The sequence below is a fragment of the Scandinavium manionii genome (assembly GCF_024764775.1).
In the GTDB taxonomy this organism is placed as follows: domain Bacteria; phylum Pseudomonadota; class Gammaproteobacteria; order Enterobacterales; family Enterobacteriaceae; genus Scandinavium; species Scandinavium manionii.
Genome location: NZ_JALIGC010000038.1, coordinates 543,656 through 555,928 on the forward strand (window position 1 = coordinate 543,656; position 12,273 = coordinate 555,928).

Below are 12,273 nucleotides of genomic sequence, written 5' to 3' on the forward strand. Positions count from 1 at the left end.
CTCACTGAAGCTGTTTTTTAACTGCGTTACGGATAGTGTCTACCGTCGTGCCGTAGACAATCTGGATATTGTTCTCATCGATGGGGATATAGCCGAGCGATCCCGTCGCTTTGATGATTGCTTCATCGACCTGCGCGACATCGTTGACGCAGACTCTCAGTCGGCTGTAACAGCAATCCACATTGCGAATATTCTCTTTACCGCCCAACCCCTTAATGATTGCTGCGGCCTTAAGTTGCAAAGGATCGTTCGCGCGCTGATCGTCAGTCGGCAGGATCCCCAGAATGTCGATCGTTTGCTCATAGTCGCTGCCCCTGCCAGGCGTTTTGAGATCGAAACGCACGATCCAGAAGCGGAACAGCCCATAGCCGCACAGCGCCATCACTACGCCAACCAGCAGGTTTATCCAGAAACGGGATTCCGGACGCAGAAAGCCATACAACACCAGGCCGATGATATTGGCCTCCGTGCCGCCGAGCTGGCTGTGGAACATGTAGCAGAGCATCCAGCTCAGGCCATTAAACAGCGAATAAATCAGGTACCAGACTGGTGAGACGAACAGGAAGGTAAATTCCAGCGGCTCCGTAACGCCCGCGATTATCGAGGTGAAAGCACCTGTCAGCAGCAAGGGTTTAATTTTGGCTCGCTGCTCTGGTCTGGCGGTGTGGTACATTGCCAGGGCCATCATCGGCAGCGTAAACATGGTGATCGGGATCTGCCCGCCGCGTAAAAACTTAACGATATCCGGCAGCATCATATTGACGGGCAGTACGTTGATCTTCAGGTACTCCGCAAAAATCGCTCTCGCCCCTTCTACCGTATGACCATCAGGAAATATCGCCACACCGGACACCATGGTGTCACGAATAACGGTATTCCAGATCTGATGCAGACCGGTAGGCAGCAGCAGACGCTCACCAAAACCATAAATAAATGGGGCGAAAATTCCCGCGTGAGAAACGCCCAGCGCGGCGTTATTGATGATATTGGAGAGGAAAATCCATAAAAAAGGAAAACATTGCCCAAAGGCGACAAAAAACATCACGTTCGCCAACGGCACGAAGCGCACGCCGCCGAAAAAGGCCAGCGCAACCGGAAAGCGGATTTGATACACTTTATTATGGATCAACGCAGAAAGCAGCCCGGTGATAATTCCGCCGACCACCCCGGTATTTACGGTTTCAATACCCAACGTGGTAGTAAATATTTTTTCTGGAAACATTTCCCTGATTTGCGGGTTGATGGCGATCAGCGCATGCATGCCCATCAATAGCCCCAGATACCCGCAAATGGCGCCGAGTGCCGCGTACTCTCGCTCACTTTTCGCCAAGGTAAATGCCAGCGATACGGCGAATAATAGCGGTAAATTGTCCATTATTACTGAGCCGACAGTATTCAGTAAATTCGCAATATACTGAATCACTGATGAGTTCATAAACGGCAACAATTCTCTTAGCCGTTCATGCCAAAGGAAGAGGGACGCAACCCCCAAGAGCAGCGAAGCGAAGGAGAGCAGTGCAATCGGCGTGATAAACGCACGTGAGAGCATCTGGAAAAAATGAACATATTCCTTTTTCATAAACAATCCAGTTGTAAAAAAAAAGAGTTCACTATCTACAGGAGACAGTGGGCAGTGATGTTATTCATTAATCGCCATTGATGCTAAATGATTAAACGGTTAATCATTGTGCAGAAGATCACATAAATTATTATATGGCCAGTATCTTTAAAAGATAAATACATTAATAGAGGATGCACTAACAACGCCAACGGATTAATATTTCGTTCGCATTTTATTTAATAATAAGATGTTTGCGTAATGACAACCCTTAATAAAAAAATGGCGACACATGGTCGCCAGGTTGTTTATTCTCGCTTTAAACGTTTCGAGTTACATAACCACAGCGTAATCACCAGCAGCAAAATAGCGGCGGAATAAATAAGCACATCGAGTGGGGATTTATGATCCACGATGATCAGCCGCACAATGGCGGTGATCCCGATGTAGACGAAGTAGCGCAGCGGGAAATGAAAGCCGGACTGAAAGTATTTCACTATCAGCGCGATAAATTCAAAATAGAGAAAGTAAACCACCAGCCCTTCCACCAACTCGTACTTGCTGGTTTGTTCCGGGGCGAACAGGACATCGGCCAGATGGAGCGTTTCTTTGCCGAGGAAAACCACCAGGATCAGGCCCAGGCTGAGCAAACCCAGATTCAATACAGTCTGCAAAACGGTGGAGATAAATTCAACGCGTGGACGAGTCAGCGATGTCATACAGCTTCTCCTTCGTTCGTTGTGGCGAACCCCTTGTATAACGCAAAAATGTGACGGGGATCTACATTTTTTGTGTATATTTCGCACATAAGTTGCCCCTCTCCCCATAGGAGAGAGGGTCAGAGTGAGGGGAAAACTTAGCGGAAGTTCTGACTACGATCGCTGGTCATGTCATACAGCTGGAATTTACGACCGAGCTGCTGGCCGCCGTCGCGCGTCAGCGGTGTCCAGCCAATCGATGCGCGGCTGCGGGTTGGGCCGGACGAGAACAAGTCCAGCGGCACCGATACGTACACCCCTTTGGTGAAATCACCCTCGCCGTACTCATCCGCCGACACGTTAGTGATCGTCGCATACGCGCCCACCACCACGCCGCTGTCGAAGTGCTTCGACACTTCCAGCGTGCCGCCTTTATCGCCCGCCAGATACTGCCCAACGCTGGCTTTCACCAGTACGTCCTGCGCGAACGACGGCGTCCAGTAGGCGGTCAAATTCCCTACTTTGGCGCTGTAATCGGTGAACTTCATCATGTCCAGCGAGCTGGTCCAGTCACGCTGTTTGACGTAGTTGGCATCCAGGCCAAACGCCCAGTTGCTGTCGACCGGACGCCACAACACTTCGCCACCCACGCCGCCGTACATGGTTTCCAGATAGCCACCGTACACCTGGCCATAAAAATCATTGCCCAGATACTGCAAATAGTTGGCCTGCAGGTTATTCACGTAAACGTCGTTTTCCACGTATTCACGCACGTGAGTACGCACGCGCGGCAGCGTCGAGTCGTTTGGCGGATTGGTGTAGTTGAACTTGTCGTAGTTGTTGGCGAGGTTGCCAAACACGCTGCCGGTGGTCAGCAGATGGTCGGTCACCCACCAGTCGGCGGTGGCCATCACCCCCAGCTGGTACATGTAGAAGCTTTCCGGCCCACCAATAGACTGGCTGAGCACCGGATCGACATGGAAATCAAAACGCGATTTGTCGATGTACCAGCCCTGCTCGGTTTTGTCCGGCACCACTGGCGCTTCACGTTTCTGCACCAGTTCGGTCTGCTGACCCAGCGGCTCGCCTTCCAGATGACGCTTAAGGCTGGCGACGTTGGTTTCCGTGGTCACCTGCGGCATATTCAGACGGTTTTCAGTCACGCGAATGGTGCTGATGCCGTCCGGCAGATCGTTCATGATGATGCGGTTTGCACGCTCAATCCCTTCACGAGAATCACGGTATTTCACCTGCTCGCCAGTGACGTACAGCGTGTCGCCTTTCACCTGAATTTTCGGGTCAGCAAAACCGGCGTTGTACTTGAGCAGCGTCAGCTGATTCGCCACCACGGAGTGTTGCAGGATCGCATCCTGCGGCTGTGGCCGGTATTTCGGTCGGCTGTTGTCGTTGTACGACGGACGCAGATCGTTGAAGTTGGTGCGCAGGGTCACGCCGAACATGAAGGTATTGCCGCGCTCGTAGCTGAGGTTAACGTCGGCCCAATCGGTCACGCGATAAATGGCGCCGACGTTAAACTTGCTTTTTTGTTCGAGTTTTCCGGCGAAGTCTTCGCTGTAGTTGTTGCCCTCGTACTCCAACTTCAGGCGCAGCGGCTGCCACGGCGTCTGGTATTCCACGCCGCCAAACAGCGAGGCCGGGCCATGGAACATCTGGCTGCTGTCCATCGATCCCGCCTGTTTGTAGCTGTTATCGCGATAGCAATATTTGTCGCTGTAGCTACAGAACGGGTTTTTGACGTTACCGCTGGTGCCGAGGTAGCCCCAGCCGAGACCGAGGCTGAAATCAAATGGGCCCCAGGCTTTGCTGGCAACCAGATATTCCGCATCAAACAGGCCGGTCCCGCCAATATCTCGCGCCCCGACGGACACCTGCGGCATCCAGTAGCTCTCTTCCCACAGGCGCAGCTTAAGATCGAAGGCTTTATCTTTGTAGGTCTGGTCACCGGAGAAGGCTTCCACGCTGCTGTACTCTCGGGTTCGCACGTCCGTATAACGCAGGGTCGTTTCCAGCCACGGGAAAAGCTGCACCGAGGCAGAGTAATAGCGGTACTGGTCATTATCGCGATAGTTGAGACTCAGTTCCCCTTCCCGCGCCATGCGCGCTGTTGGCGTTTGCAGCAGGCCGACGCCGCCAAAATCTGACTGCGACGGGCCAATCGGCGCCGGGTACGTTTCCGCATGGCAAGCCGCGCTCACGCCCAGCGCCAGCAGGCTGTAGAGAAATCTTTTTTTCATTATTCCGGGATCCGCTGTGCAAGGGCACGAAGAAGCGCGGCGTTCAGATCGTCATACTTCTTCGTCCAAAGTGAGTCGGCGAAACCGACAAAAATGATGCTGCCGGGCATCGGCTCAATGTGACGCTTATTCCAGTACGCCACTGGTGCTTTTTCTTTGCGTCCATCGGGATAAATCACCCAGGCATAGCTGCGGTCCGCGCCATTCAGCAGGCTCATCTCATCGAGATACGCTGCCACGTCTTTGCCAGGGACAAACGCGGTTTTACCCGGACGGCTAATCAGCCCAAACACGCTGACGGTGGTCGGCTGCTGGCCAACCCACAGGCTGTAGTGCCCTTCCAACGGCGGGTTCGTGCGACGCCCAAGCCGCACGCGATCGGGGTCGAGGCTGACAAACTGTCTGCCGGTGACGTCCAGCGTTTGCAGTTGCTGGCGCAGGGCGTTAATGGCCGCGGCATCGTCACCGTTTTCGTCCGCCGCCAGCGCGCCAAGCTGCGACATCAGCGTCTGTTTTTGCTGCAAGGCCACGGCAGTGGCCTGTTTTTCAGCGATAACCGCCCCTGGCCACCAGCTGTTTTCCAGCCTCGGCTGCGCCACTAAATCCGCCAGATGGGCGGCCTCGGTCAGGGTTTTGGCTTCTTTTGCGCCGTTGATATACACGTCGACGGTGCCTGCGGCCAGCGCGAGCGGGGCAACAAACAGCGTCATTACTGCGGCAAGGGTGAGTTTTTTCATTGCTTCGCCGCCTTGATCAGGGTGGTTTTCACCGGGAAGAAATTCGCACCGAGATACTGTTCTGACTGACGAATTTGTCCGTCACTATCTACCCAAAAGCGGTTCTGCCAGCTCGCCTGGTCGGTGCTGGCGTCTTCCACCAGCACGCGCACGACGGTGGATTCTCCCGCCAGCGTCAGGGTGTCGGTGCCCTGCCAGTGGAATTCAGAGCGGGCGGTGGCGTAGCGCACCTGTTTGTGTTCCGTCCAGCCCAGAGTGCGGGTCCAGCTTGCGCCATCGATAATCTGGTTAGGTTTTGCCAGTGGATCGTCGGCGAGGTTATTCACGCTGAGCAGGTTGTCGCCGCCGAGCAGCGTTTTCACGATGCGACCATGCTGCGTCACCACCGTGGCCTGATCTTGCGTCACCCACTTCTGCTGACCGTTTTCTGAAAACGCGAGGACCACAAACAGCTGCGGGCCGTTATTGAGCTGCATGTACTGGCTGGCATACGGCATGTTCTGGATATCGTCGGCGGTAAGCTGCACGCCTTGCGTGCCGAAAAGGCTATGCCACAACGACTTGCCGAGTCCTTCCGTGCTGGCTGAACAGGCCTGAAGCAGCAGGCAAAGAGTGAAAATAATAGGTCGCTTCACGACTCTTCTCCGAAGGGGCAAAATAACCACACCGAAGTGTGGTTAGGGTTAATGACCCGTGAAACTTAGCGGGTACTTGTGGTTGTTGTGGTCGTGGTTCCGGTATTGGAGCCATCACCACCACCGGTCGCCGCCAGTGCGACCCCCACGGCCGAACTTACGGCGCTGGCGCTGGTTGCGGCGGAACTGCCCGCAGACACAGACGTCGCTGCTGATCCTGCTGCATCACCGGTTTCCACCGGAGCTGCATAGACAGAAGTCGCCGCAAACGCAGAAATGGCAAAAATGCCATACATAACTTTTTTCATTACTATTTCCCTTCATTGGTTGAATGAATGGAGTTTCACCTGAGAAATTCAGGCGATATCGAGTATACACAACTAAAGCTGTCGAATTAGGGCTCAGGAAATAAGCAGGCGGGTTTTAGGATAATGAGAGAAAATTGTTGTTTAACAATCAAATAAAATAATAAAACCCTTTAAATTCAATCACAATTTAAAATACACCCCTCAAGAAAATCCTAAAAAACAGATTATGCATTGCTGGTCACAATCGTTTTTAGGATTAACCTGAACAGGCGAAGGGAATAGCCTTGCGGCTCCTGCCTCTTTATTCCTTGTAATTTTAATGGGAAATGAATACTGCGATTTCTGCCTCGCGGAAATGCATTTCGCGCAGGATCAATATTCTGCGATCCACATTCTCCGTTCCTCGATTCAATTGCCAACTCTGGTTCAGGCATGTCCATCAGCCGCAGGTTTTCCCGCCTGCCGATGCGTAAAGTGACGGCATCCTGTCACTCTTGTCTGAGGCTCCATCATGAAAACATTCACCGTTGGTCTGTTTGGCATTGGGCTTGATACTTACTGGCCGCAGTTTCACGGCTTGCGCGAACAGCTCGACGGCTATCTGGGCCGGGTTGACGAGCAATTACAACGCCGCGACGTGGCAGTAGTGAACGCCGGTCTGATTGATAACCCGCCTACCATGGATGCCGCTGCGGCGACGTTCGCCGCAAAAAACGTCGATGCGCTGGTGCTGTACATCACCACTTATGCGCTGAGTTCCACCGTCCTGCCGTTGGTGCAGCTGCTGAACGTCCCGGTCATTATTCTGGCGCTACAGCCAGAGAAAAAAGTCCCCTGCGCCACGATTAATCAGCATCCGGATCGCGGTGTACGCACCGGCCAATGGCTGGCGCACTGTCAGGCCTGTAGCGCCCCGGAACTGGCGAACGTATTCCAGCGGGCAAACATCGGTTACACCCTGGTGCCGGGTTATCTCGATGATCCCCAGGCGTGGCGGGAAATCGACAACTGGCTGGCGGCCGCCCAAACGGTTCATGCCCTGAAAACCACCAACGTTGGCGTACTCGGCCACTATTACAACGGCATGTACGACGTCTACTCGGATATGACCAATCTGTCGGCGAAGTTCGGCGTGCGCTTCCGGGTGCTGGAGATTTGCGAGCTGGCGGATTCGCTGCCGTCGATAACCTCTGAGGAGCATGAGCAAAAACGCAAACAGGTGTACGACGTGCTGAACGTTGACCCGGCATGTGAGGAGTTTGAACTGCAGCGAGCGATAACCACCTCGGTGGCGCTGGATAAGCTGGTTGCCCGCCATCAGCTGGGCGCGATGGCCTATTACTACGAGGGCGCATCCGGTTCGCCACAGGAAAACATCATCACCTCGGTCATTCTCGGCAATACACTGCTGACCGAGCGCGACATTCCGGTGGCCGGAGAGTGTGAAATCAAGAATGTGCTCGCGATGAAAATCCTCAGTCTGTTGAAAGTGGGCGGTTCGTTCTCCGAGCCTTACGGCATGGATTTCGACAACGACACCGTGCAGTGGGGTCACGACGGCCCGGCGCATCCGCTGATGTCGGAAGGAAAAGTCAGGCTGGTGCCGCTGCCGGTATACCACGGAAAACCGGGCAAAGGGGTGTCGATTCAGATGACCGTCACGCCGGGTCCGGTGACGTTTTTATCGGTGGTTGAGCATCGGGATGGTCGCGTCACGCTCCAGTTCGCCGAAGGAGAAGCGGTGCCTGGCGAGGCCCTGGATATCGGTAACACCAACAGCCATTATCGTTTTTCGCTGTCGGCCCGGGAGTTTACCCGTCGTTGGTGCGAAGGCGGTCCGGCACACCATTGCGCCATAGGCATGGGTCACGTGGGAGAGAAAATCGAGGCAATTGCGAAGTTGTTAGGGATTCAAAGCTGCCGGATAGCCTGAGTCATTGCCCGGTGGCGCTTCGCTTATCGTGCCTACGGTTTTGTAGGACCGTGCAAACCCAGTGCCGCCGGGCAATGTAGAGTGAGGGGGAAGTCCGCTGCGGTCTGATGCCCTCACCCCGGACTGTACACACTCACGGGGAGAGGGTGCAAACATAAAAAAAGCCTTCTCGAAGAGAAGGCTTTTTGTCGTTTATTTCGGGTTTATTTCCAGGATTTATAACGGTTAATCAGGCCGTTAGTCGAGCTGTCGTGGCTACTGACGTCTTTATCATCGGTCAGTTCTGGCAGGATACGGTTTGCCAGCTGTTTGCCCAATTCAACGCCCCACTGGTCGAACGTGAAGATGTTGAGGATCGCGCCCTGAGTAAAGATTTTGTGCTCATACAACGCAATCAGCGCACCCAGGCTGAACGGCGTGATTTCGCGCAGCAGGATGGAGTTGGTTGGACGGTTGCCTTCGAACACTTTGAACGGCACCACGTGTTCCAGCGTTTTCGGATCTTTACCCTGGTCAGCGTATTCCTGCTCAACCACGTCGCGAGATTTACCGAAAGCCAGCGCTTCAGTCTGCGCGAAGAAGTTAGACAGCAGCTTCGGATGGTGGTCAGACAGCGGGTTGTGAGTAATCGCCGGCGCGATAAAGTCACAAGGAACCATTTTGGTGCCCTGGTGAATCAACTGGTAGAACGCGTGCTGACCGTTAGTGCCTGGCTCACCCCAGATGATTGGACCAGTCTGGTAATCCACCGCGTTGCCGTTACGGTCAACGTATTTGCCATTGGATTCCATGTTGCCCTGCTGGAAGTACGCCGGGAAACGGTGCATGTACTGGTCGTACGGCAGAATGGCTTCGGTTTCAGCGCCGAAGAAGTTGTTGTACCAGATGCCGATCAGCGCCAGCAGTACCGGCAGGTTTTTCTCTGCTGGTGTGGTAGAGAAGTGCTGGTCCATTGCGTGCGCGCCGGAAAGCAGTTCAACAAAGTTGTCGTAGCCAACGGACAGAATGATCGACAGACCAATCGCAGACCACAGGGAGTAACGACCGCCAACCCAGTCCCAGAACTCGAACATATTCGCAGTATCGATACCAAATTCACCGACGGCTTTACCGTTGGTGGAGAGCGCCGCGAAGTGTTTCGCCACGTGCTTTTCGTCACCAGCAGTTTTCAGGAACCAGTCGCGCGCGCTGTGGGCATTGGTCATGGTTTCCTGAGTGGTGAAGGTTTTAGAAGCGACCAGGAACAGCGTGGTTTCCGGGTTCACGTCTTTCAGTACTTCAGCAATGTGCGTGCCATCGACGTTAGACACAAAGTGCATATTGAGGTGGTTTTTGTACGGACGCAGCGCCTCGGTCACCATGAATGGACCCAGGTCGGAGCCGCCGATACCGATGTTCACCACGTCGGTAATCGCTTTGCCGGTGTAGCCTTTCCAGCTGCCAGAGATGATGGCTTCTGAGAAATGCTTCATCTTTTCCAGCACCGCATTCACTTCCGGCATCACATCTTTGCCGTCAACGATAATCGGCGTGTTGCTGCGGTTGCGCAGGGCAACATGCAGTACCGAGCGGTCTTCGGTGCGGTTAATTTTCTCACCGGAGAACATAGACTTAATGGCACCCGCCAGGTCAGTCTCTTTCGCTAACGCTTGCAGCTTGTTCAGCGTCTCTTCAGTAATGCGGTTTTTAGAGAAGTCTACCAGCATCTGATCGTCGAACGTTGCAGAAAACTTGGCGAAACGGTCGCCATCTTTCGCGAACAGGTCGGCAATCGACACGTCCTTCATTTCATCATAATGTTTCTGTAATGCCTGCCAGGCAGAGGTCTGCGTTGGATTGATGTTTTTCATAGCAATACTCTTCTGATTTGAAAAATGTGACTTCGGTCGATTGTAGCGCCTGCGACGCTTTTTGTGATGATTTTTGTGTGATTGAGACGTTTCAGTTCAGCCTTCGTTATCCTGAACTCATCACTGCTGCTTATAATCTACACATGCGTCATTTCGCACAATGATTTGCTCCACGTGACGAAGGAAAAAAGAAAAATATGGAACTGCCGGTCCCGTTTCTCCTGGTGATCATCGCCATCGCTTCCCTGCTGGCCCAATGGCTGGCATGGGGTTTACGCATTCCCGCCATTTTGCCGCTGCTGCTAATTGGCGTCGGGCTTGGCCCGGTCCTGCATATTTTACAACCTGACCTGCTGTTTGGCCCGCTGCTGTTCCCGCTGGTGTCGCTGGCGGTGGCCATCATTTTGTTTGAAGGGGCGCTGACGCTGCGCTTTGACGAAATCCGTGGTCTCGGGGGTGTGGTGCGCAACCTGGTCACCGTCGGGATGCTGATTACCTTTGCGGCCATTTCACTGGCCTGCTGGGGCATCCTTGGGCTTACGCCACAAATATCGGCGCTGATTGGCGCGGTAACGGTGGTCACCGGGCCGACGGTTATCGCTCCGCTAATGCGTGTGGTGCGCCCGACGGCGGGCATCAACCAGGTGCTGCGTTGGGAAGGTATCGTCATCGATCCGGTCGGTGCGATTTTTACCCTACTGGTGTTTGAATTTATCACCGCACACGAAACCTCCTCTGGCGGATTCCATCTGCTGATGACGCTGGCGCAGACGCTGGCCGTGGGCCTGGCCTGCGGGGCGATATTTGGCTTCCTGCTCGGCAATGCGCTGAAACGTGGCTGGCTGCCAGGCTATCTGCAAAACTTTGCGGTGTTGGCGATTGTGCTGCTGACGTTCGGGCTGGCGAATGCCCTGGCGGACGAGTCCGGGCTGCTGGCGGTGACGGTGCTCGGTGTCTGGCTCGCCAACATGAAGGAAGTCGAAACGACGGATATCGTCGAGTTTAAGGAGGAGCTATCGGCCATTCTGCTGTCTGCATTGTTTATCATTCTGGCGGCGCGGCTCGACATCCAGGCGCTGTGGGCGATGGGCTGGCCACTGTTAGGCCTGTTATTGGTGGTGCAGTTTGTCGCGCGACCGCTGTGTATTCTGGTCTCAACGTACGGCTCATCCCTGAGCTGGCGCGAAAAACTGCTGCTGTGCTGGATTGCGCCTCGCGGGATTGTCGCCGCCGCGGTCAGTTCACTGTTCGCCCTGACGCTACAGAAAGACGGTTACGACGGCGCCGATCAGCTGGTCACAGTGGTGTTCGCCATTATCATCGGCACGGTGGTGCTGCAAAGCCTCACCAGCGGCTGGCTGGCGCGACTGCTCGGCGTGCAACAGCGTAAACCGCGGGGCATTTTGATTGTCGGCGCGAATACCGTGGCCCGCACGCTGGCGCAGGCGCTGAAAAAACTCGATATTCCGGTGCAGCTCAGCGATAACAGTTGGGAATATTATCGTCTGGCGCGAATGGCCGGTTTGCCGGCCTGGTACGGTAATGCCTGGTCGGAACATGCGGAGAACTACCTCAACCTGAGCGATACGCGTCAGGTCATCGCCCTTTCACCGAACCGCCATCAAAATGCGCTCGCGGTACTGCACTTCAAACACATCTTCGGCGAAAACCGGGTGTTCTCGATTCGTACCGGTCAGGAAACCAAAGGCCGTAGCGAAAAAGAGACGCGGCATGAGCGCCTGTTCGACAAAGATGTGACCTGGGCGCGGCTCAGCAGCCTGCTCGCCAAAGGTGCGGCAGTGAAAGTCACCCGCCTGAATGAAAATTTTGGTTGGGAGGATTATCTGAAAGCGAACCCTGGCGCAACGCCGCTGTTTGCCCAAAAAGAGGATGGCGTTTTGATGACAATGAACAGTCACCTGACTCCGCCACTACCGTGTACATTAGTGGCGATTGTTGAAAATGAAAAATCGACATCATCGTAACATTGACAACACCCCCCGGAACCCTTTATTTATAAAACCCTACCTGCGCATTCGTGCGCAGGCCAGAAGAGGAGCATCGCCCAGGCGAGGTGTTCGAGGAGCCAGTCCTGCGAAAATACCTTATGGGGAGCGATGCCGAGATAGCGGAACATCTGGCAGTGTTCACTATCGGCTACAGAGGCTGAATCCTCTGGGCTGTCACCGGAAGCGACCCGCAGTCGGGCGCTTCACAAGGTGGAGCGCTTCTGGGTGAACTGTAGCTTTCTACGTCTACCCTTCCGCTCTTTCCTTGTGCCAAGGCTGAACTTTTAATT

General features: G+C 54.3%; 9 protein-coding genes and 1 riboswitch. Of the genes, 2 read left to right on the forward strand and 7 right to left on the reverse strand.

Features of this window, described 5'->3' with window-relative positions; genetic code table 11:
- Nucleotide 1: 1 nt before the first annotated feature.
- The 6 genes from MUU51_RS14435 to yjbE form a co-directional block, all read right to left on the reverse strand.
- Nucleotides 2-1,579, reverse strand: a complete 1,578-nt coding sequence (locus MUU51_RS14435; RefSeq protein WP_159776594.1) for a PTS transporter subunit EIIC — start codon at nucleotides 1,577-1,579, stop codon at nucleotides 2-4.
- 287 nt (nucleotides 1,580-1,866) lie between these two features.
- On the reverse strand, nucleotides 1,867-2,277 hold the full coding sequence (psiE, locus tag MUU51_RS14440; RefSeq protein ID WP_159776592.1) for a phosphate-starvation-inducible protein PsiE: 411 nt from the start codon (nucleotides 2,275-2,277) through the stop codon (nucleotides 1,867-1,869).
- Between the two features lie 137 nt (nucleotides 2,278-2,414).
- Nucleotides 2,415-4,511, reverse strand: a complete 2,097-nt coding sequence (locus MUU51_RS14445; RefSeq protein WP_258967990.1) for a YjbH domain-containing protein — start codon at nucleotides 4,509-4,511, stop codon at nucleotides 2,415-2,417.
- Complete coding sequence (locus MUU51_RS14450) at nucleotides 4,511-5,248, reverse strand: capsule biosynthesis GfcC D2 domain-containing protein (RefSeq protein ID WP_258967991.1); 738 nt, start codon at nucleotides 5,246-5,248, stop codon at nucleotides 4,511-4,513. Before MUU51_RS14450 ends, MUU51_RS14445 begins: the two co-directional genes overlap by 1 nt.
- Complete coding sequence (locus tag MUU51_RS14455; RefSeq protein WP_159776586.1) at nucleotides 5,245-5,883, reverse strand: YjbF family lipoprotein; 639 nt, start codon at nucleotides 5,881-5,883, stop codon at nucleotides 5,245-5,247. Before MUU51_RS14455 ends, MUU51_RS14450 begins: the two co-directional genes overlap by 4 nt.
- Nucleotides 5,884-5,948: 65 nt before the next feature.
- A complete protein-coding gene (gene yjbE / locus MUU51_RS14460; protein ID WP_159776584.1) occupies nucleotides 5,949-6,191 on the reverse strand; it encodes an exopolysaccharide production protein YjbE in 243 nt (80 codons plus the stop codon).
- 511 nt (nucleotides 6,192-6,702) lie between these two features.
- Between yjbE and MUU51_RS14465 the strand changes: the two genes are divergently transcribed.
- Nucleotides 6,703-8,124, forward strand: a complete 1,422-nt coding sequence (locus MUU51_RS14465; protein ID WP_258967992.1) for an L-fucose/L-arabinose isomerase family protein — start codon at nucleotides 6,703-6,705, stop codon at nucleotides 8,122-8,124.
- A gap of 203 nt (nucleotides 8,125-8,327) precedes the next feature.
- Here MUU51_RS14465 and pgi read toward each other — a convergent pair whose 3' ends face one another.
- Nucleotides 8,328-9,974, reverse strand: a complete 1,647-nt coding sequence (pgi, locus tag MUU51_RS14470; protein WP_258967993.1) for a glucose-6-phosphate isomerase — start codon at nucleotides 9,972-9,974, stop codon at nucleotides 8,328-8,330.
- 197 nt (nucleotides 9,975-10,171) lie between these two features.
- On the opposite strand from pgi, the gene MUU51_RS14475 reads away from it, so the two are divergent.
- A complete protein-coding gene (locus MUU51_RS14475; protein WP_258967994.1) occupies nucleotides 10,172-11,959 on the forward strand; it encodes a cation:proton antiporter in 1,788 nt (595 codons plus the stop codon).
- 58 nt (nucleotides 11,960-12,017) lie between these two features.
- A riboswitch (Lysine riboswitch) is annotated at nucleotides 12,018-12,212 on the forward strand.
- The last annotated feature ends 61 nt before the right edge of the window (nucleotides 12,213-12,273 follow it).

Coding starts and splice junctions, on each gene's coding strand:
- MUU51_RS14445 (WP_258967990.1), bottom strand. CDS start 4,511: ATGAAAAAAAGATTTCTCTACAGCCTGCTGGCGCTGGGCGTGAGCGCG.
- MUU51_RS14435 (WP_159776594.1), bottom strand. CDS start 1,579: ATGAAAAAGGAATATGTTCATTTTTTCCAGATGCTCTCACGTGCGTTT.
- pgi (WP_258967993.1), bottom strand. CDS start 9,974: ATGAAAAACATCAATCCAACGCAGACCTCTGCCTGGCAGGCATTACAG.
- yjbE (WP_159776584.1), bottom strand. CDS start 6,191: ATGAAAAAAGTTATGTATGGCATTTTTGCCATTTCTGCGTTTGCGGCG.
- MUU51_RS14475 (WP_258967994.1), top strand. CDS start 10,172: ATGGAACTGCCGGTCCCGTTTCTCCTGGTGATCATCGCCATCGCTTCC.
- psiE (WP_159776592.1), bottom strand. CDS start 2,277: ATGACATCGCTGACTCGTCCACGCGTTGAATTTATCTCCACCGTTTTG.
- MUU51_RS14450 (WP_258967991.1), bottom strand. CDS start 5,248: ATGAAAAAACTCACCCTTGCCGCAGTAATGACGCTGTTTGTTGCCCCG.
- MUU51_RS14465 (WP_258967992.1), top strand. CDS start 6,703: ATGAAAACATTCACCGTTGGTCTGTTTGGCATTGGGCTTGATACTTAC.